The 19,062-nt window shown below is 66.7% G+C and carries 19 protein-coding genes and 1 pseudogene; 12 read left to right on the top strand and 8 right to left on the bottom strand.

What is annotated here, in order from left to right; translation table 11 throughout:
- Positions 1 to 105: 105 nt before the first annotated feature.
- Together UCD39_RS27430 and UCD39_RS27425 are read left to right on the top strand one after the other, a co-directional pair.
- Positions 106 to 777: a response regulator transcription factor gene (locus UCD39_RS27430; protein WP_145735162.1), complete on the top strand. Its 672-nt coding sequence runs from the start codon at positions 106 to 108 to the stop codon at positions 775 to 777.
- A 63-nt stretch (positions 778 to 840) separates the two neighbouring features.
- Entirely contained in the window at positions 841 to 1,425 is a 585-nt protein-coding gene (locus UCD39_RS27425) for a cupin (protein WP_330498781.1), read from the top strand.
- 96 nt (positions 1,426 to 1,521) lie between these two features.
- Here UCD39_RS27425 and UCD39_RS27420 read toward each other — a convergent pair whose 3' ends face one another.
- The 3 genes from UCD39_RS27420 to nosP form a co-directional block, all read right to left on the bottom strand.
- A complete protein-coding gene (locus UCD39_RS27420) occupies positions 1,522 to 2,307 on the bottom strand; it encodes a 2OG-Fe(II) oxygenase (RefSeq protein WP_330498780.1) in 786 nt (261 codons plus the stop codon).
- Between the two features lie 85 nt (positions 2,308 to 2,392).
- Positions 2,393 to 5,182 (bottom strand): hybrid sensor histidine kinase/response regulator, encoded by a 2,790-nt coding sequence (locus UCD39_RS27415; RefSeq protein ID WP_330498779.1) that lies wholly within the window; start codon positions 5,180 to 5,182, stop codon positions 2,393 to 2,395.
- Complete coding sequence (nosP, locus tag UCD39_RS27410) at positions 5,179 to 6,354, bottom strand: nitric oxide-sensing protein NosP (RefSeq protein WP_330498778.1); 1,176 nt, start codon at positions 6,352 to 6,354, stop codon at positions 5,179 to 5,181. Before nosP ends, UCD39_RS27415 begins: the two co-directional genes overlap by 4 nt.
- Before the next feature lie 695 nt (positions 6,355 to 7,049).
- Here nosP and UCD39_RS27405 point away from each other — a divergent pair.
- The 10 genes and pseudogenes from UCD39_RS27405 (at position 7,050) to UCD39_RS27375 (ending at position 13,531) form a co-directional block, all read left to right on the top strand.
- On the top strand, positions 7,050 to 8,309 hold the full coding sequence (locus UCD39_RS27405; protein WP_330498777.1) for a porin: 1,260 nt from the start codon (positions 7,050 to 7,052) through the stop codon (positions 8,307 to 8,309).
- A 133-nt stretch (positions 8,310 to 8,442) separates the two neighbouring features.
- Entirely contained in the window at positions 8,443 to 8,523 is an 81-nt protein-coding gene (gene pqqA / locus UCD39_RS28685) for a pyrroloquinoline quinone precursor peptide PqqA (protein ID WP_044560716.1), read from the top strand.
- 122 nt (positions 8,524 to 8,645) lie between these two features.
- Complete coding sequence (locus tag UCD39_RS27400; protein WP_442943720.1) at positions 8,646 to 9,284, top strand: MBL fold metallo-hydrolase; 639 nt, start codon at positions 8,646 to 8,648, stop codon at positions 9,282 to 9,284.
- Positions 9,203 to 9,577, top strand: a complete 375-nt coding sequence (locus UCD39_RS28680; RefSeq protein ID WP_442943719.1) for an MBL fold metallo-hydrolase — start codon at positions 9,203 to 9,205, stop codon at positions 9,575 to 9,577. The genes UCD39_RS27400 and UCD39_RS28680 overlap by 82 nt, the downstream gene beginning before the upstream one ends.
- A pseudogene (locus tag UCD39_RS28675) lies at positions 9,538 to 9,783 on the top strand (thiaminase II/PqqC family protein); the annotation flags it as partial. The gene UCD39_RS28680 and the pseudogene UCD39_RS28675, both read left to right, overlap by 40 nt.
- Positions 9,784 to 9,899: 116 nt before the next feature.
- The gene (locus tag UCD39_RS28670; protein WP_442943718.1) at positions 9,900 to 10,367 is read left to right on the top strand and encodes a thiaminase II/PqqC family protein; all 468 of its coding nucleotides are present in this window, start codon (positions 9,900 to 9,902) and stop codon (positions 10,365 to 10,367) included.
- The gene (pqqD, locus tag UCD39_RS27390; protein ID WP_330498776.1) at positions 10,364 to 10,654 is read left to right on the top strand and encodes a pyrroloquinoline quinone biosynthesis peptide chaperone PqqD; all 291 of its coding nucleotides are present in this window, start codon (positions 10,364 to 10,366) and stop codon (positions 10,652 to 10,654) included. The genes UCD39_RS28670 and pqqD overlap by 4 nt, the downstream gene beginning before the upstream one ends.
- On the top strand, positions 10,651 to 11,805 hold the full coding sequence (gene pqqE, locus UCD39_RS27385; protein ID WP_442943717.1) for a pyrroloquinoline quinone biosynthesis protein PqqE: 1,155 nt from the start codon (positions 10,651 to 10,653) through the stop codon (positions 11,803 to 11,805). The genes pqqD and pqqE overlap by 4 nt, the downstream gene beginning before the upstream one ends.
- A complete protein-coding gene (locus UCD39_RS27380; RefSeq protein WP_330498775.1) occupies positions 11,787 to 12,734 on the top strand; it encodes a quinoprotein relay system zinc metallohydrolase 2 in 948 nt (315 codons plus the stop codon). Before pqqE ends, UCD39_RS27380 begins: the two co-directional genes overlap by 19 nt.
- Complete coding sequence (locus UCD39_RS27375) at positions 12,731 to 13,531, top strand: quinoprotein dehydrogenase-associated SoxYZ-like carrier (protein WP_330498774.1); 801 nt, start codon at positions 12,731 to 12,733, stop codon at positions 13,529 to 13,531. Before UCD39_RS27380 ends, UCD39_RS27375 begins: the two co-directional genes overlap by 4 nt.
- A gap of 5 nt (positions 13,532 to 13,536) precedes the next feature.
- Here the strand turns inward: UCD39_RS27375 and UCD39_RS27370 are convergent, their stop codons facing one another.
- From UCD39_RS27370 to UCD39_RS27350, 5 genes are all read right to left on the bottom strand, one after another.
- Positions 13,537 to 14,115, bottom strand: coding sequence for a hypothetical protein (locus UCD39_RS27370; RefSeq protein WP_330498773.1), 579 nt, complete (start codon positions 14,113 to 14,115; stop codon positions 13,537 to 13,539).
- A 75-nt stretch (positions 14,116 to 14,190) separates the two neighbouring features.
- Positions 14,191 to 14,595 (bottom strand): hypothetical protein, encoded by a 405-nt coding sequence (locus tag UCD39_RS27365; protein WP_330498772.1) that lies wholly within the window; start codon positions 14,593 to 14,595, stop codon positions 14,191 to 14,193.
- Positions 14,596 to 14,675: 80 nt separating this feature from the next.
- Positions 14,676 to 16,817 carry a site-2 protease family protein gene (locus UCD39_RS27360; protein WP_330498771.1) on the bottom strand — a complete coding sequence of 714 codons (2,142 nt, stop codon included), beginning with the start codon at positions 16,815 to 16,817 and terminating at the stop codon, positions 14,676 to 14,678.
- Positions 16,818 to 16,820: 3 nt separating this feature from the next.
- Positions 16,821 to 18,212: an efflux RND transporter periplasmic adaptor subunit gene (locus UCD39_RS27355; RefSeq protein WP_330498770.1), complete on the bottom strand. Its 1,392-nt coding sequence runs from the start codon at positions 18,210 to 18,212 to the stop codon at positions 16,821 to 16,823.
- 10 nt (positions 18,213 to 18,222) lie between these two features.
- Positions 18,223 to 18,966, bottom strand: coding sequence for an efflux RND transporter periplasmic adaptor subunit (locus UCD39_RS27350; protein WP_330498769.1), 744 nt, complete (start codon positions 18,964 to 18,966; stop codon positions 18,223 to 18,225).
- Between the last annotated feature and the right edge of the window lie 96 nt (positions 18,967 to 19,062).

The raw sequence follows: 19,062 nt of genomic DNA, 5'->3' as shown, positions 1-19,062 counted from the left end.
GTTGTGCGACCTAACCTTCTTCGGCACTAGCCCCGCCGGGGCGGATCGACTATCGTCAATATTGAGGAAACGCCGAATGACAATCGCCCGCAAACGAGGCGACGCATGCCGCAAATAATCATTGCCGACGATCATCCCATGGTGCGGGGCGCGCTGACCCTTGCCGTGGAGGCTGCTTTTGACCAGCCGGAAATCCTTGAATGCGCCCATCTGGGGGCGGTGATGCAGTTGCTGGAGTCCATCGGCGCCGCCGATCTCCTGCTGCTGGATCTGCGCATGCCCGGCGTGGATGGGTTCGAGGGGTTGGTCCGTGTCCGCAGCCAATTCCCCGCCACCCCGGTCGTGGTCATCTCCGCTTTGGAGGACCCGCGCCTGGTGCGGGAGGCTTTGGCCCTGGGCGCCATGGGCTTCATCCCCAAATCCACCCCGCGGGCCGAGATCGTGGCGGCCTTGTCGCTGGTGGCGGGGGGCGGCACGTACCGGCCCGACGATCTGGCCATGTCCGCACCGCCGCCGGACCCCAAGGGGCAGGCCACGGATGATGATTTCCTGCAGCGGGTTCTGACCCTGACGCCGCAGCAGCGTCGCGTGCTGCAACTGCTGGGCACGGGCAAGCTGAACAAGGAAATCGCCTATGATCTCGATATCGCCGAAACCACGGTGAAGGCCCACGTCTCCAGCATCCTTCACAAACTGCGCGTCTACAGCCGTACGCAGGCCGTGGTGATGGCGGGCCGCCTGCACCTGGACAGTTTCGCCGACGTGGCGGAGGGATAGCGGAACCGAGAACGCCGTGGCCGACTTGAGAGGCGGGGATGCCTGCCCTTGAGGAGATGCGCCATGGCCGATCATCACACGGAATCCGCCGCCTACGGTGGCATGGCGGGCGAGCCGGGCCGCTGGCCAGAGAATTTCATCCTGCACAGCCTTGGCTGGGTGCCCAATAACGCCCGGCTACCTGTCCTGTTGTATCGCAGCATGGTCGCCCTTGATGGCCAAGGGAACAGCGATCTGGCCGCGATGTTCGAGGGATTGTTCGACCGCAACGGCTGGCCTGCCCGCTGGCGCGACGGGATTTATGACTATCACCATTATCATTCGACAGCCCATGAGGTGCTGGGCTTCGCCCGGGGGTGGGCGGAGGTGATGCTGGGCGGCCCCGAGGGGCGCGTGGCCCGCCTGCAGGCCGGCGACGCGGCCGTGTTGCCCGCCGGCACTGGCCATTGCCGATTCGATGGCAGTGATGACCTGCTGGTGGTGGGGGGCTATCCTCAGGGTCAGGAGTGGGACGTTTGCCGGGACGCACCCACGCCGGCGGTGTTGGATCGTATCGCGCGCGTGCCTTTCCCTCCTGTCGATCCGGTGATGGGTGGGGAGGGGCCGCTGATCAAACTGTGGACCCCGACACCCGGCTACCAGATGTAGGGAACGCTAAGGCCGCTTCGCCGTTCCGCTGGCGGTAACGCCGCATCAGGGGGGCCGCATCATGTGGATCGCGTGCCCTGGCCCACAACGCGCCTGTCAGTTCGCCTCGCGGACGGCGGATTGCAGCCAATCTTCGCCCAGTTCCGCCGTGATGAAGACATAGCGACGGGTGTGCGGTGTGGGATGACGGACGGTGACGCCATGCAGGGCGTTCACGGATTGGGGAAAGATCACCAGGCGATTGGCGCGGTACGGCACCGTGGCCACGACATCCACCGCGTCGGCGGGCAAATCGTAGGCATTGATCCGTCCCGTGGGGCCATCGCGCCAGCGATACAACTCCAGGTCGCCGCCCTGTGCGTCGTCGTCCGGTGCGCGCATGTAGAACAGGCAGGAAAACAGCCGGTTCAGGGTATCCAGGTGAGGGCCCCTGCATGACGACGGCCGATCCCGTACCGGGGTGTTGATCTCCATCCGGGCGTCCTGATGGATACGGTGGGCCCCTGGTTGGACCAGGTTCCGCCGGCCAGTGCGGTGTCCGGTCAGGCGCCCGTCCAGGGCCGCCAGCAGGGCGGGATCCCAATATCCCTCGAACAACGCCTCCACCTCGGCCAGGAAGGCCGGCCCGCTGTGAAAGGCCACGAACTCCTTCCAGCAGTCCGGCATGTCGTCCGCATCCAGGATCATCTGGGCCGACAGTTCATAACGGCGGTTGTTGGGCATGCGTTCTGGCGGGCACGGCCAGCCTAGGCGCTGGAAGTCCGGGAAGCTGGCGCTGAGCGCCTCATACAACCCCGCCTCCATGGGTGTGTCCGCCACGATATGGGGGAAGGGGTCGGTGCGGATGTCGGCGGGGCTCAGCCCGGCCAATAGGGAACGCATGTGCCGCCGAGTCTCTGTGAAGCAGGAATTCCTGGAACTCCGCATACCGGGAGTTGTAATTCCTGTCAACGTCGATGGCGTTAGGTCATCCTGCCAGGATGCAGGACAGCAGCGATCGCAATTGAGCCGGGTTCACCGGCTTCTTCAGCATCCAATAGCCGTTCTGCTTCACCTGGGCCTCGACCTCCGGCGTGTGGTCGGCGGTGATGATGATGGCCGGTGGCGCTTTGCCGGTGGCGCGGTCGATGGCCAGGCGCAGGCGGCCCACCTCATCGGGGCCGATGTGGCCCTCGCCCAAGTGGAAATCGGCGATCAGGACATCGGGGGGGCGGGGCAAATGGTCCAACACCTCCAGCGCCTCCTCCCCCGTCGACGCCACGGCCGCTTCGCAGCCCCAGGTGGACAGCAAGGCCTGCATGCCCATCAGGGCGCTTGGCTCGTCATCCAGGACCAGTACCATGGTTCCAGTCATGGCCTGGCCGGCACCCTCACCGGCGAGACGGCGGGTGAAGGCGGCGGCCGTGGTGGCGCCCAGCGGCACCACCACCGAAAAGACGGACCCCCGCCCCACCACCGACCGGGTTTCCACCGTCACGTCCAACACCTTGGCCACCCGGCGCACGATGGCCAAGCCCAGGCCCATGCCTCGGGTGCCGGACCGCCCGCGTCCCTCACGCGATGAGCGGCCGCCCGGAACGGGGGCGCCCAGCACGGGCCCGCGATGCAATTGGTGGAACTCCTTGAAGATTTCCTCCAGCTGGTCCGACGGGATGCCGGGGCCGCTGTCCCACACCTCGATCCGCAGGAAGTCCCCGCGCCGGCGGCAGCCCAGCAGCACCCCCCCGCGCTGGGTGTAGCGGACGGCGTTGGACAGGAAGTTCTGCACGATGCTGCGCAGCAGGCGGATGTCGCTGCGCACCACGGCGCGCGATGGCGCATAGCGCAGGTCCAGGCCCCGGTCCTGGGCCAGCACCTGATGTTCGGTATAGAGCGGCCCCAGCAGGCTGCCGATGGGGAAATCGACAATCTCCGCCGAGACGGCCCCAGCATCCAGCTTCGAGATGTCCAGCAGGGCGTCCAGCAAGCCCTCCACCGCCTCCAGCGACACGTCGATGTTGTCGATCAGCGACCGGTTCTTGTGGGTGTGCTCCAGTTCCGCCAGGGCGGACACGAACAGACGGGCGGAATTCAGGGGCTGCAGCAGGTCGTGGCTGGCGGCGGCCAGGAATTTGGTCTTGGACAGGTTCGCCTGCTCCGCTTCCACCTTGGCGGACTGCAGGGCGCGTTCCATTTCCCGGCGCTCCGCGATCTCCTGCTTCAGCTGGCGGTTCAGGTCGGTCAAGGCGGCGGTGCGTTCCGTCACCCTCCGTTCCAGCGTCTCGTTCGCCTCCTTGATGGCGGCATCGGCCCGCCGCCGTTCCGTCACGTCCTGCATCAGGGTGAACAGGCCAAGGATCACCCGGCTCTGGTCCGCGTTGGGTAGGCCGATATGGGGCACGAAGGTGACGTGGGCGTATCGCGGTTCGGTTCCGGTGTCGGGACCATCGGTGGGGGGCAATTCCACCTCGAACGATACCGTTTCCCCGGCCAGGGCCTGACGGATGTGTGCCCGGCTGCGGCCATAGAACTCGGGGGGCAGGACGGTGCGCATGCGCCTCCCCAGGATGGCGGTCTCCGGCCGTTTCAGCCATTGCCGATAGGGGGCGTTCACGAACTGGTAGCGCTCATCCGCGTCGGCATAGGCGATCAGCGCCGGCATCGCGTCCGTCACCAGGCGGATGCGTCGTTCGCTGTCGCGCAGCGCTTCCTCGTTGCGCTTGCGTTCGGTGATGTCGGTGAAGGTCAGGACGAAGCCGCCGTCCGGCATGGGGTTGCGCTCGATGTCCAGCACCCGGCCGTTGAACCATGTCTGTTCCAGCCGCAAGGGCAGCGGATTGTTCTGCGGGTCGAGAAAGCGGGGTTCGCTGATCCCGTGGGATTGAAGGCCGTCATTGAAACGCTGGAAGTCGCCGAACACGGCGCCCCGCCGCACGCAGCGGGGGGACAGATCCAGCAGGCGCACGAACTCATTGTTCCACGCCACCAGGGCCAGTTCCGCGTCATACACCGCCACACCCTGGAAGATGTTGTCCAGGGTGGCCTGCAGCAGGGTGGTCTTCTTGGCCACCGCCGCCTTCCATTGCTGCGTCTCCCGGCGCTTCAGCGCCGTGATGTCGGTATAGATGGCGACCACGCCGCCGTCGTTGGTGCGCTTCTCGTTGATCTGCATCCAGCGGCCGTCGCTCAGCGCATGGACGGTGGGGCCTTGGCAGTCGGCATGCTGGCGCAGGCGTCGGCGCACCCAGCCATCGGGGTCGCGGTAGGCGTCCAGCACGCTTTTCCGCTGAACCGCCAGCAGCACCATCTCCCGGAACGACATGCCGGGGTGGACATCGCCGGCCATGCCCGGCCAGAAGCTGAGGTAGTCCTGATTGAACAGCACCAACCGGTCCTCGGCGTCGAACAGGGCGAAGCCACCGCTGACCGCTTCGATGGCGGTGAACAGGCGCAGGCGGGCTGTTTCCGCCTGCTCTCGCGCCGTGGCCGCCTCCTGATACGACCGTTCCAGGTTGGCCAGCGCCTCTTCCAGCGACCGGGTGCGCGACCGTACCTGGTCTTCCAGCCCGATGGCCGTCTGAAACAGCGAGAAGGCGGACCCCTGGCCGTCCACATTGCGCTCGACCCGGTCCATCAGCGTCTGGTTGATGCGCGTCAGCTTCGCCACCTGCTGTTCCAGGTCGGCGATGCGACGGGCGGCGTCCGCGTCGGCCTGGCCTGGTTCGGCGTCCTGATTGGCGGGCAAGGGGTTGGCCGGCTGGGGTGTGGGCGCGATCATGTCCTCCCGATGGCGACGCCGGTGAAGGTCTGGTTCACGTGCATGGACATGTACTGTTCGCCATAGGTGCAGAACCCGGTGACGCGGTTGGCCACGAACAGGTCGGATACGGCGGCCTTCAGGTTGCGCTGTTCGGTTTCCAGGTTGCGCAGCACGCAGTCGAACCCGACGATGGCGTCCAAGGGGCCGATCTCCCGTTCCAGGCGGCGGAACAATTCATGCAGATTTTCCACGATATCGATGCCGCGCGCCACTGTCAGCACCAGTCCCTCGTCGATGGCGCAATGAAAGGTCAGGCTGTTGTCCGGGTTGACCTTCTGGATGGCGCGCACATGGTACTGCCCGGCCACCCGCACAACCACCGGGTGGGCGGCGAAGATCTTGGGCGTCAGGGCCTCATGCGACAGGCCCACCAGGCGGGCGTATTCCAAGGCCGCGGGCTCGGCGTTGATCTCGAACACCCGGCGGGTTTCCAGGTCGGCGCCCGTGACCACCATCTTGTGCTCCGTGGGGACGAAGTGCTCCGTCTTGAACACGGAAAAGGTGCGGCGGGTGGTGATCAGCAACAGGATGGCGGCGTCATTGACGAGGCGCCCCCCGTGCAGCACCACGGTGGACTTGAAATCCAGGCCATCACCGGCTGACCCGCCGATCAGCGGCAAGCCCGCCATCGCGTTGCCGATGGCGCTCACCAACTGCTCTTCCCGCGTCGACAAGCCATCGACCAGCAGCAGTCCGAACCCCGGGCGGCCCAGGGCCTCGGCGTGCCGTCGGGACACCAGCTGGTGCGTGCGATCGATGGTGTCCGCGATCTGGAATTCGCTGAGGTTCTCGAACAGGGCGGAATGGACCGCGAAATCCTTGGCCGGAAAGCTGATGCCGCTCAGCCCACCGCTGATGTAACCGAAGGGGGTGATCTCCCCCGCCGTGGTGCAGCCGAAGACCGGCGTTGACCCGAACGCCTCCTTCAATGCCGCCAACATGTCCCCACGGTCATAGGCGGGGGAGAAGAAGACCAGCACGCAGGCCGCCCCGGCCCCGTCAATCTGCTGGCGCAGTTCCGCCACCGCCGCGCGGGCATCGGTCTTGTTCGACCCGCCCCGGCGCAGCGGCGGGGCAGGGATGGCATCGGCCCGGGGCGTGGGCCGCGGGCGGGCCGCGATCAGGGGCAAGGGCGGCAGCGGGGGGAACGGCGCCCCCGGCGCGGCCGGCGGCCGCCCAGACGCGCGCGGGGACGCCTTGGGCCTCACATCGGAAATGACACAGCTGTCACCGGGCGGGCCAACGGGGGGCAGGCTGTCGGGGGGCTTTTCTGGGCGGGGAACCGCTGTCCCTGTTGGGAGCGGCCGCTGTCGCCGGGCTTGGTTTTCATGGATCCATCCGGATGCCGTCCGGCGGTCGGGAAGGGGCCGCGTACGAACCACGCCCATGATTTCATAGGCTTGCCTTAGCGTGCGCAACTGCCTGCCGACCCGCAACGGTTCTTTAGTTCTATTGCGTCCATAAGGCAAAGGACTTCAAGTGTCAAATTAAGGTAGGGCCCAGAATGACCCTGCCAAACAGCAGGGAAAATGATCGGCGCGCGGATATCTTCGCCGTAAGGCTATTTATTGCCCCGGCGACCGGCACGACACCCTGCGAATATAAGCCGGGAGGAAACAAGAATGAAATCCAAGCGGATGGCATTGTTTCTGGGCGTGACCGCGATCAGCGGCCTGGCGTGTCTGCCAGGATCCATGGCGAAAGCCGACACCACAGATGATCTTTTGGCCAAGCTGTTGGCCAAGGGTATCCTGTCCCAGCAGGAATACGATCAGCTGAAGCAGCGCAAGGCGGTTGAGACCCCGCCGCCCCCCCACCGGCGGCGGTGGCCAGCGCCAGCGCCGCGGCGGTCGCCGCCGCCCCGCCTCCCGATCCCTTCGCCGTGCGCATGACGGAAAAGGGCATCGGCGTGCACGTCGGCCCTGTCGACGTCACCCTGTCGGGGGAAATCAACGGCTTCTATGTCCATGACAGCCCGGATAGCGTGGCCCCCAACCATGTGGTTGCGGGCGGCCTGGCGGCGGTGGGCAGCAGCGAAAACTCCTCCATCCGCAACGGCCTGCTGCCCGGCAACTTCGCCGTTGAGCTGAAGACCCAGCAAGAGGGCTTCGACATCGTCGCGCACTTCGGCCTCTATCCTGGCCTGAACAGCGTGACGGGCACGGGCGGCGCCAATTCGGCCGGCGACAGTCGGGCGCTGGCCACATCCGGCATCGACTTTCGCCAACAATACCTGACGGTGGGCACACCCACCATGGGCACGGTCAAGGTGGGCCGCGACATCGGCCTGTTCGGCCAGCAGGCGATCCTGAACGATTTCACGCTGTTCGGCGTGGGATCCACCGGGGGCAACGTCGCGCCCTCCAACACGTCCCTGGGACGCATCGGCATCGGCTACGTCTACACCGACTTCATGCCCCAGATCACCTACACCACGCCCAAGTTCAGCGGCTTCACCGCCTCGGTCGGCATCTTCCAGCCCTTGGACGCCTTCAACTTCTCCGGCCAGTCCGGGACGCTCTCCGCCCATGACCAGCCGCAGATCCAGGCGGGGGTGAACTATGAACTGCCGGCCGACGCCAGCAGCCTGGTGAAGGCCCAGTTGTGGGCCAACGTCGTTACCCAGGACCTGAAAAGCGTTTCGGCGTCCCAGGCGCTGGCCCAGGGGCGCAGCGTGCGCGGCACGGGCTGGGACTTCGGCGCCAAGGTGGACGTGGCGGCGGCGGAACTGGTGGCCTATGGCTACACCGGCGACGGGCTGGGCACCACCGGCCTGTTCTTTGATGCCGTCAGCGCGTCGGGCCAACGGCGCAGCTCGGACGGTTACTACGTCCAGGGCAGCTACACCTTCTTCAAGAAGTTCACTTTGTCCGGCAGCTATGGGTTGAGCCGCCTGGGCCTGGCCACGGGAGAGAGCAACCCCTTGCTGGTGAAAACCAACGAATCCTGGGCGGCCGGGTGCAAGTACAAGCTGACCAGTTGGGTTAATCTGATCTGTGAATACGCCCATACGACCGCCACGGCGCACGGTGGGAACAAAGCGCAAGAGGATACAATCGCCGCCGGCGCCATCGCCTTCTTCTGACGGTTCTGGCTTAATCGCTTGCCCGTGATGATGCCATCATCGTCATGCCGCCATTCTTGACGGCGCTACGTTTTAGAACTATTCTAAAAATAGGGATGGGCCTTCCGCCCCTCCCGAAACCGGAGGAAATGGTATGAGCTGGAAGACTCCGAAGATCGTCGAAATCGCTTTGGGCATGGAAATCAACTGCTATGCCTGCGCGGACGTGAAATAACCATTCGACGCCTTGGGGCCGGCGTGGGGCTTGCGGATGCGTGTCCGCTGTCCCGTGCTGGCCCCCTGTGCTTTGGCTCCCCTGTGTTTCGGCTCAGGGCCTAAGGATTTGTCCCAGGACCCATGCATATCCTCGTCCTCGGTGCGGCGGCCGGCGGAGGGTTCCCGCAATGGAACTCCCATGCCGAGGGCTGCCGGCGGGCGCGCGCCGGTGATCCCGCCGTCCGGGCCCGCACCCAAGCTTCGCTGGCCGTCAGCCACGACGGGCGCCACTGGTTTTTGCTGAACGCCTCGCCGGACCTGCGTCAGCAGATCGCCCGGACGCCGGCGCTGCATCCGCAGGAAGGGTTGCGGTCAACCCCCATCGCCGGTGTCGTGCTTAGCGGCGGGGACGTCGATGTCATCGCCGGGCTGCTGAACCTGCGGGAACGCCAGCCCTTCACCCTGCACGGCACCGCCCGCACGCTGGGCATCCTGGATGCCAACCCTATCTTCGAGGTGCTGGCCCGTGACGTGGTGGTCCGCAACCCTTTGCCCCTGGGCGAACGGGTGCCGCTGACCGGCGGGGGGCTTGCCGCCGCCGGCAGCGATGCGGGGCATAGCGGCCTGTGGGCCGAACTGTTTCCGGTCCCGGGCAAGGTACCTCTGTACCTGGAGGGCCAGGACGGCCCCCCCCGATTGTGGAGGGGGAGGATACCGTGGGCGTGGCGGTGGATGACGGCGCGCGCCGCTTTTTCTTCATCCCCGGCTGTGCCGCCATGACGCCCGGCCTAGCGGCGCGCTTGCGCGGGGCGGACTTGGTATTTTTCGACGGCACACTTTATACCGATAACGAAATGATCCGCGCAGGCCTTGGCCAGAAGACCGGCCTGCGCATGGGACACATGAGTGTGGATGCCACCCTTGCCGCCTTTGCCGACCTCGGTGTGCGCCGCCGTGTCTTCATCCACATCAACAATTCCAACCCCATCCTGATGGATGACAGCCCGCAGCGGCGGGTGGTGGACCAGGCGGGATGGGAGGTGGCCTTCGACGGAATGGAAATCACCCTATGACTTCTGAACCGCAGGATCGCGTCCTATCACCGGAAGAGCTGGAGGCGGCGTTGCGCGCCGTGGGGGCGGAGCGGTACCACAATCTGCACCCCTTCCATAAACTGCTGCACGGCGGGAAGCTGAACCGCGGGCAGATCCAGGCATGGGCGCTGAATCGCTATTATTATCAAAGCCGTATTCCAGCGAAGGATGGGGTGTTGCTGTCGCGTCTCCCCACGCCGGATTTGCGCCGGCTGTGGCGCAGCCGGCTGGAGGACCATGACGGTTTCCCCGGCGCGGAGGGGGCGCCCCCGGCACGGCCAATGGCGGTATCGAGCGCTGGTTGCGCCTGGCCACCGGCGTTGGGTTGGATCGCGACTATGTCGAATCCACCGTCGGCATCTTGCCGGCCACCCGCTTCGCCGTCGACGCCTATGTCGCCCTGGTGCGGGATCGCAGCGTGCTGGAAGCCGTGGCCTCCTCCCTCACCGAAATGTTTTCCCCGACCATCATCGCCGAGCGCGTGTCCGGCATGCTGGCCAATTATGATTTCATCACCCAGGAAACGCTGGCCTATTTCGCCCCGCGCCTGACCCAGGCGCCGCGGGATGTGGATTTCGCCCTGGCCTATGTGAAACAGCATGCGCGCACACCGGAACAGCAGCGCGCCGCCATCGCCGCCCTGACGGAGAAGTGCAACATCCTGTGGGCGCAGTTGGACGCCCTGCATTTCGCCTATGTCGATCCCGGCTATATTCCGCCCGGCGCCTTCGTGCCGGAAGGCCATATCGCCAAGGGTGGCAAGTCATGACCGCCGCCCCGAAAGCGCTGGATGAGGCGGTCGTGCCCCGCTTTGCCCGGGGCGTGAAATTCCGTTTTGATGAAACCCGGAAAAGCTGGATGGTTCTGGCACCGGAACGATTGTTCCTGCCGGACGAGGCCGCGACCGAGATCCTGAAGCTGGTGGATGGCGATCGTAGCCTGGGCGCCATCGTGGACGACCTCGCCACCCGCTTCGACGTGCCCCGGGCCGACATGGCGGCGGACGTGGTCGGCATGTTGCGTGACCTGGCCGAGAAAGGGGTGGTGCTGCTGTGATATCGCCAGCCGCACCCGCCGTGGAGGCGCCCATGGGCTTGCTCATGGAGCTGACCCACCGTTGCCCCCTGCGCTGTCCCTACTGCTCCAACCCTGTGGCCCTGCAGCGGGCGGGGGAGGAGATGGACACCGACACCTGGAAACGCCTGTTAGGCGAGGCGGCGGCGCTGGGTATCCTGCAGGTGCATTTTTCCGGCGGCGAGCCCACCGCCCGCAAGGATCTGCCGGATTTGGTGCACCATGCGGCCACCCTGGGCCTGTACACCAACCTCATCACGTCCGGCGTGCTGCTGGATACGGCGTCATTGGCCGTGCTGGCCGATGCCGGCCTCGACCATGTGCAGTTGAGCTTCCAGGATGTGGAGGGGGAGAGTGCCGAGCGAATCGGCGGCATGCCGGGCGCCCAGGCCCGCAAGCTGGCGGTGGCCGGACTGGTCACCGCCGCCGGTCTGCCCCTGACCCTCAATTTCGTCGTCCACCGGCAGAACTTGGACCGTCTGCCACAGATGATCGCGCTGGGGCTGGAACTGGGGGCGGGTCGCATCGAGGTGGCCCATGTGCAGTATTACGGCTGGAGCCTGATGAACCGCGACGCCCTGCTGCCCAGCCGGTCGCAACTGGACCAGGCCACGGCGGTGGTGGAGGCGGCGCGCGGGCGGCTGAAGGGTCGCATGGTGATCGACTATGTGCCACCGGACTACTATGCCGCCCGCCCCAAGGCCTGCATGGGCGGCTGGGCCCGGCGGTTCATGAACATCTCCCCCGCCGGCCTAGCCTTGCCCTGCCATGCGGCCGAGACGTTGCCCGGCTTCGATTGGCCCTCGGTCGCCACCGGCTCCCTGGCGGCGGCCTGGTATGAGAGCGAGGCGTTCAACCGCTATCGCGGTACCGCCTGGATGCCGCAGCCCTGCCAGGGCTGCGACCGGAAGGAGATCGATTGGGGTGGCTGCCGTTGCCAGGCCTTCGCCCTCACCGGTGACGCCGGGCGCACCGATCCGGCCTGCGCCCGGTCGCCGGACCATGGCGTCATGCTGGCGGCCATCGAGGCGCGGGGCGAAGCCGTGCCGGACTTCATCTACCGCCAATACGGGCCGATGCCGGCTCTGCCCGCCAAGGCACCCGTGGGGGAGGCATGGCCCGCCGAACCCTGACCCGCGCTGTCCTATTTATGGGCGTGGTGGCCGCCGCGCTGCCGCCGGTGTCGTCGTGGGCGGCGGATATGTCCCTGGTCCAGGTGGCCTCTGGCATTTACGTCCGGCCCGGCGCGGTGGCGGACGCCACCGCCGCCAACGATGATGCCATCGCCAATATCGGGTTCATTGTCGGCCGTGACGCAGTGGCGGTGATCGATCCGGGCGGCGGGGCTGCTGACGGCGCGCGGCTGCGGGCGCGCATCACGGCCATTACCGCGCTGCCCATCCGTTATCTGATCTATACCCATGTCCACCCTGACCATGTGCTGGGTGCCGTGGCGTTCGCGGCGGACCATCCGGTGGTGGTGGCCCATGCCCGCTTCGCCGCCGCCTGGGGCGAACGGGGCGCCTACTACCGCCAGGGCCTGGCCCGCATCCTAGGCGGCGATCCGGCCCAGGCTGGGGACGCGCTGCCGCCCACCCAAGTCGTGGACACCACCGCCGACATCGACCTGGGCGGCCGCGTGCTGCATGTGGTGGCGTATGGCGCCGCCCATACCGACAGCGACCTGACGGTCTATGATGGCCAGACGCGCACCCTATGGGCGGGCGACCTGCTGTTCCAGGACCGTATCCCGGCGCTGGATGGTAGCCTGATCGGCTGGCTTAAGGTGCTGGGCCAATTGAAGGCCTTGCCGGCGGTGCGCGTCGTCCCCGGCCATGGGCCGGCCCAATTGCCCTGGCCGGCCGGGGTGGCGGATGAGGAACGCTATCTCACCACGCTGGCTCGCGATGTCCGCGTCCTGCTGAAAAAGGGCGGGGATATCGATGCCGCCGCCGCCACGGTGGCACAGTCGGAAAAGGGCCGCTGGGAACTGTTTGAAGCCTACAACGGCCGCAACGCCATCACCGCCTTCAAGCAACTGGAGTGGGAGGACCCGCCATGACGTCCCGCCTGTTCGCCCTGGCCTTGCTCCTGGTTCTCGCCCTACCGCTCCAAGGCCGGGCGGAAGATCCGGCCGCCGATGCCGCCCGCTGGCAGGATTTGCGCCAGATTCTGTTCGCCAACCACACCCTGACCCCCGCCAAGGGCCAGATCGCGCTGGAGGCTCCGGACAGGGCCATGGACGCGGCCTTGGTGCCGGTCACGGTGACCTTGGACCCTGGTTTGCCGCTCAAGGCTCTGTATCTGGTGGTGGACAACAACCCGGCACCCTTGGTCGGCACCTTCCATTTCGGCCCCGCCGCCGTGCCGGTGCAGGTGAAGACCCGCGTTCGTGTCGATGCCTATACCCACATGCATGCGGTGGCGGAAACGACGGATGGCCGCTGGTTCGTGACCGACCGCTATGTCAAGGCCGCCGGCGGCTGTTCCGCCCCCGCCACCAAGGACGCGGCCCTGGCCATGGAACGCCTGGGTCAGATGCGCCTGAAGACCGTGCCCGAAGGGCCGATCGGCCTGCCCAGGGGGGCGATCACCGCCCAGCTGCTGATCAGCCACCCCAATTACAACGGCATGCAGATGGACCAGGTGACCCGCAACTATACCCCCGCCCGCTTCGTCCGCGACGTCACGGTCAAAAGCGGCGATACCCTGGTCTTCCAGCTGGAGGCGGACATTTCTTTGAGCGAGGACCCGGCCATCACCTTCAGCTATCAGCCGAAGGGCCCCCTGTCGGTCACCGTGCACGACAGCACCGACGCGACCTTCAGCCATGTCTTCCAGGGGGATGACAAAGGATAAGGGCGCTATGCCTGTACCCAGCGCGTCATCTGGGGAAAGGGCGGTAGGCCGTTCTCACCCATGAACGCGAACAGGCCGGAGAAGCCGGTCATGCCCACCCGGGCCAGCGCGTTCGGGCCGTAATGGGTGCCGGACTCCAGCCATTGCTGCATGGGGTGGGCGCCCGCGTAGTCCGTATGCTTGTAGGATCCGGGAAAGAAGATGCACGCGGGGGGCAGGCCCAGATGCAGGGCCGCGGCGTAGGACCAAGCCTGCGCCATGAATTCCCCTTGCAGGATGGGCATTGCCAGGACGGGGTCCTCGGGCTGCGGGGACCCCGTCTCCGCCGCGATGGCGGCGTCGGTATCGACCTGCAGGTCCGAACCTAACTGGGTGCGGAAACGCTGGGGCACGATGGCGATGTGCCCGGCCTCATGCAGCAGGTCACCCGAACCGGCCAGAGTTTCCGGATGCACGTGAATCACGCCGGCATGGATGTTCACCCCGGATAGGAAGCCGCCGCGGCCGCCGTCGCCCACCTCCACCCCGATACCGATATCGTGCAGGAAGGTGATGATGGGCGCCAGCGCCTCGGGATGGTACATCGGAAAAAGTCCTTGAGTGTCACCGATCACCGATTGTGGCGTTTCGGCCCAAGACACGCAAGCCGATAGGGAGCCTCAGGTGCAGCGCAGGTTGACCTCGGCCTGGGCCCGCCGCAGCTTTTCCACCTCATCCTTGGCGATGGGCGTGTCGCGGAACATGGCGCCCCGATCACCCAGGCCGCCCTGTTGCATGCGCAGGATGGTGTCCGCCTTCTCATAGTCGTCGTACGGCATCATGTCGGCGATGGTGTCGATGCCGCAGGCGCACTTGCCCAGCAGTTCGTGCTTGAACCCGTTGGAGGCGAGGCAGCCGATGACGTAATCAGCCCGCACCGCGGTGGGATAGTCATAACGGGGATGATGGTCCCCTTTCGCCTTGGATTCCGCCGCACCGGTGGCCATCGGCATGATCGCCAACCCTGCCACCGCCGTCATCACCAACAGGCGCCGCAACACGCGAATCCGCGACAGGCGCACCATGGACTCCTCCCAATCTCTTATTGTCGGAAAAGCCTAGCGCAGGCGACCGCCCCGCTCCATGCCCGAATGGTAGTACGGTCTCAGAAACCCGCCTCGCGCAGCAGGACGGCCGCCGTGCGACGCCATAGGCTGCCCAGCAGGCTTTCCCGCGCCCCTTCCAGCGTCACGCGGCCCCGTTCCAGCGTGGCGGGCGTGGCGTCCCGGACGGGCGTGATCAGCACCCTGTACAGCGACTCCTCGGGCACCATCTGGTGCTGCTTGTCCTCGCGCGCGGGAATGTCCCCGCCATAGGGGCTGGCGAGATAGCGGCGGGTCAGTACCCGTGTGCTGGTGTCATCGATGTCCTGGATGCGGCCGTCCACCGCGCCGGTCACGCTTTGATCGGGCCGGAAGCGTCCTTCACCACCCACGGCCACCCGGTGCAGGTCGGCCTCGCGGACATAGGCTTCGATCATGGGATGGCCAGGGTCCAGCAGCAGGCCCAGCCGCTCCCGCGCCGGCAGCCATTCGCCTTGCGACAGCGGCTCCGCCACTTCGGCCATCACTCCGGCGAACGGGGCGGTGACGGTCAGCTTGGCCTGCTCCGCCTCAAGGCCCCGCAATTCGGCCTGGGCGGTTTCAAGCTCCTGCGCCGCGATGCGCTGGCGCTTGGGGTCCACACCGCCGCGATAGGCCGCTTCCCATTGCAGCGTCTCGATTTTCTGGCGCTGTCGGACCAGCTTGTAATCCAGGTCCGGTGAACTCAGGCGGAACAGCACTTGTCCGGCCGTGACCGTCTGCCCCGCCTTGACCAGCACCGCGTCCACCCGTCCCGGCTGCTCCAGGAAAATTTCCATTTCCTGCGCGGCCCGCAGCACCGCCGGCGCCGTCACCGTGCTGCGCCAGGGAATCACGGCCAGCGCCACCAGGACCAAACCGATGGCGGCGGTGGTGGCGGACCGACGGTTCCAGGTCATGGATTCCCGCCGCCGCACCCACTCCAACACCTCATTCAGAGGGGGGCGCAGGATGAACCACCACACCTCCACCAGGAACAGGAGGATGCCCAGCACCTTGAAGAACAGGTGATAGACCAGGGCGGCGATGCCGACGAACAGGGTGAAGCGGTAGATCCAGGTGGCGATGGCCAGTGTGATCAGCAGGGTGCGGCGCTTGGCTGGCAGGTCCTCCGGCACCGGTTCACCCAGGTGGAACAGCCGCTCGCGCAGCCACCAGCGACCCAGGGCGAAGGCGCGCTCATGCAGGTTGGGCACGTCCAGCAGGTCGGACAGCAGGAAATAGCCATCGAAGCGCATGAACGGGCTGGTGTTGACCAGCACGGTCATGATCCAGCTGGTGGTGGCCAACAGGAAGGCGGCGGCCTTCACCGGCCCTTCCGGCAGGAAGGACCAGGCCAGCGTGGCATAGGCCGCCAATATCAGCTCGGCCCCCATGCCGGCCACGCCGATCGCCAGGCGCTGGCGCCGGTTGGGCAGGCGCCAGGCGTCGCTGACGTCGGTGTACAACAGGGGGTACATGACCATGAAGGCGATGCCCATGGTTTGCACCCGGCAGCCGTACCGCTTGGCCGTCAGCGCGTGCCCCAGTTCATGCACCACCTTGGCCACCGCCAGGCCGAGGGCGGCGGTGATCAGGCCCGAAGGCGACAGGAAGCTGACGAAGGTGGTGCGGAACTGATCCCACTGCCGCGTCACCAGGTAGATGCCGACCAGCGCGGCGGCCAGGGTCGCCAGGAAGAAGCCGCGGGTGAATATCCAGGACACATAGGGCATGGCCTGGGCCAGGAAGCGATCCGGCTTCACCAGCGGTATGCGGAAGAACAGATAATTCTTCAGCAGCCATTGCCATAGGCCCGGCTTGCGCATCTCCGCCTGGCGCATCAGCGTCGCCACCGCCTGCGGTCCATGGCGCTGCAGCAGGTTGTTCATGGCCAGGAACTGGGACACCGCCATGACGTCGTCCACCGTGGCGCGCAGGGTGGTGTTGGACGCCACGTCGGCGGCGATCACTTCCGGCACCTCCAGCTGCCAGCGCCGCAGAATCTCGAACTCCAGCCAGCCCAGGCGGTAAAAGCGGCCCGCCACTTGGTCATGAAGGGTCCAGGTGGGGGAGCCGTCGGCCAGGGCCGGCCCGGCCAGCAGCGTCAACTCCTCGCGCAACGGGGCCAGCCGCAGGATTTGCGCCTGGGGATCCGCCGGGGTCATGGCCGTTTCGCCGTCCATGGTTCAGACGCCCAGCCGCTGGCGCAGCGCCGCCAACGGCCGCCGGAACAGGTAGTAGAACAGGGTGGTGCGCTCGCCATAAATCTTGGCGGTGCCTTGCAGGCCGATGCGCACGGGGGCCTGGCCATCATTGAACCGGGCCTTCAGGCGATAGGCGGCGACGCCATCCGTACCCACCTCGGGCTGGTAGGTGGTCAAGCGCACCGTGGCGTCCAGCGGATGCTGCGGATCGATGTTCAGGAACAGTGAGACGGGATCGCCCGCGTCCATGGCGATGGCGTCCGCCACCGGCAGCTTGATCTCCAGCTCCACATCCTTGGGTTCCGCCACCATCAGGATGCGTTCGCCCTGCGTGACCGGCCGGCCAATCCAGTCATTGACGTCGGCGAACACGGCCAGTCCGGCGCGGGGGGCATGGACGACGATGCGCTTCAACAAATCCTGGACATAGGTGACCTCGGCCATCGCCTGGTCGCGCTTGCCCTGAAGCACCACCAGCTGGCCCTTGGCCTTTTCATCGAACACGGCCTGCTGCGCCGTCTGTCGGTATTCCGCCTCCGCCGCCTCCATCGTGGCCTGGGCCACGTCCAGCCGGTTTTGCAGGCGCACGGGGTCCAGTTGGAACAGCGGCTGGTCCAGGGTCACCGGCTGATTGGGCGTCACCAGGAACTTGTCGACCACGCCGTCGAACGGGGCCCGCACCACGGTCGGGTCACGCGGTATCACCTCCGCCGGGGCCAGGGCCGACAGCCGCACGGGGAACAGCGACAGGGCGATCAGGCCCGCCGCCACATAGCCCAGCGTCCGCAGGGATTTAAGCCGGGCGGCGTCACGGTGCCATCGCCGCTGCTGCTTGACCAACCCGCCCCAGGCGTGGGCATAGGCGTCGCCCAGGTTTTCCAGCAGCACGCGCTCCCCGTCCGCCCACGGCTCCTCCCGGGCCAGCAACAGGCCGCCCAACGGGCGGTCGTCCGGGGCCGTCAAGGGCAGCCATAGGCCGTGCGCCGGCAGATAGTCCGGCCATTCCGCCGCCAGGTCCTCCGGCAGGTCGGCGGTGGTCAGCGTCTTGATGCCGGCCGGATCGCCATGGGCGCTCAGCAGCCGGCAGGCATAGCGCGCATAGGGGCTGTCGGCGTCGGCGGACGACAGGCCCGACACCGCCAGCACCGCGCCGCCCCCGCGCTCCGCCCGCTGCCAGGCCAGCGCCTGGCGGTAACGCACCAGGCCGAAGGTGTCGTTCACCATCAGGAAGGCCAGTTCCTGTTCGCTGCGGGCATGGCGCGCCCGCTTCTGCAATTGCAGCAGAGCGGTCAGGCCGAACAGCTGCCGGTTGGCCAGCTCGGCCGCATCGGGACGCTGGGGGATGTCTTCAGATGCCGGGGGCACGACGCGCATCACCGGGTCCTCAGTTAGGGGCGGCGACCAGGGCGCGGCCGCTCATTCCCGGCAGCAGGTCCGGGAATTTGCCGTCGATCACGGCGAACACGCGGATGCTCTGCGACACGGGGTCGATGCGCGGCGACAGGCGCGAGACCTTGGCCGGATACTTGCGGCCGGTCTCCTCGATCCCGATTTCCAGCGCGAAGCCAGGCTTCAGCCACTTCAGCCAGGACGACGGCACCAGCATTTCAGCCTCCAACTCCGTCGGGTCCAGTATCTCCAGCAGTTTCTGCCCTTCGGCCACAGATTGGAAGCGCTTGACCTCCACCGGGCCGACCCGGCCGGCGAAGGGAGCGGTGACGACGCAATGGGACGCGATCTCCCGCGCCATCTGCTGCTCGGCCTCCGCCATCGCATGCTCCGCCGCTGCGGTTTCCACTTCCAGCACGCCGATGGAGTTGAGTGTGTTCAGCTTGCTCTTGACCTCATAGGTCTTGCGGGTGGCCGTCTCCTGGGCGTTGGCCTTTGCCAGGCGCGCCCGCTGGATGCCGCAATCGAAGGCCACCAGCTTTTGCCCCTCGCTGAAGCTGTCCCCCTCCCGCAAGGGAAGTTCCGAAATCTGCGCGGCGATCTGCGACGACAGCACCGTGCTGCGCTTCGGCACCAGTTGGGCCCGGATCTCGGGCACCGTGTCGGCGCTCTGGGCAGGGATGGCCAGGCCAAGGGTGACGGCCGCAGGCAGGATCAGGCGGAACCAGGAACGGGACAAGGCAGCGCTCACTATCATTGCAATCAAAGGTGGCCGGCGCCATCCGCCAAAACAAGACGCCGGGGGAAGGATTCCCGCCCGGCGCCGTTTTGGCCA

This window comes from Nitrospirillum karajorum, assembly GCF_036348415.1.
GTDB lineage: Bacteria > Pseudomonadota > Alphaproteobacteria > Azospirillales > Azospirillaceae > Nitrospirillum > Nitrospirillum amazonense_B.
This window is presented reverse-complemented; position numbering and strand designations above follow the sequence as displayed.

What these genes read in the sequence shown, in the direction of transcription:
- UCD39_RS27430 (WP_145735162.1), top strand. Translation starts at nt 106, where the DNA reads ATGCCGCAAATAATCATTGCCGACGATCATCCCATGGTGCGGGGCGCG.
- UCD39_RS27425 (WP_330498781.1), top strand. Translation starts at nt 841, where the DNA reads ATGGCCGATCATCACACGGAATCCGCCGCCTACGGTGGCATGGCGGGC.
- UCD39_RS27420 (WP_330498780.1), bottom strand. Translation starts at nt 2,307, where the DNA reads ATGCGTTCCCTATTGGCCGGGCTGAGCCCCGCCGACATCCGCACCGAC.
- UCD39_RS27415 (WP_330498779.1), bottom strand. Translation starts at nt 5,182, where the DNA reads ATGATCGCGCCCACACCCCAGCCGGCCAACCCCTTGCCCGCCAATCAG.
- pqqA (WP_044560716.1), top strand. Translation starts at nt 8,443, where the DNA reads ATGAGCTGGAAGACTCCGAAGATCGTCGAAATCGCTTTGGGCATGGAA.
- UCD39_RS27400 (WP_442943720.1), top strand. Translation starts at nt 8,646, where the DNA reads ATGCATATCCTCGTCCTCGGTGCGGCGGCCGGCGGAGGGTTCCCGCAA.
- pqqD (WP_330498776.1), top strand. Translation starts at nt 10,364, where the DNA reads ATGACCGCCGCCCCGAAAGCGCTGGATGAGGCGGTCGTGCCCCGCTTT.
- UCD39_RS27380 (WP_330498775.1), top strand. Translation starts at nt 11,787, where the DNA reads ATGGCCCGCCGAACCCTGACCCGCGCTGTCCTATTTATGGGCGTGGTG.
- UCD39_RS27375 (WP_330498774.1), top strand. Translation starts at nt 12,731, where the DNA reads ATGACGTCCCGCCTGTTCGCCCTGGCCTTGCTCCTGGTTCTCGCCCTA.
- UCD39_RS27370 (WP_330498773.1), bottom strand. Translation starts at nt 14,115, where the DNA reads ATGTACCATCCCGAGGCGCTGGCGCCCATCATCACCTTCCTGCACGAT.
- UCD39_RS27365 (WP_330498772.1), bottom strand. Translation starts at nt 14,595, where the DNA reads ATGGTGCGCCTGTCGCGGATTCGCGTGTTGCGGCGCCTGTTGGTGATG.
- UCD39_RS27360 (WP_330498771.1), bottom strand. Translation starts at nt 16,817, where the DNA reads ATGGACGGCGAAACGGCCATGACCCCGGCGGATCCCCAGGCGCAAATC.
- UCD39_RS27355 (WP_330498770.1), bottom strand. Translation starts at nt 18,212, where the DNA reads ATGCGCGTCGTGCCCCCGGCATCTGAAGACATCCCCCAGCGTCCCGAT.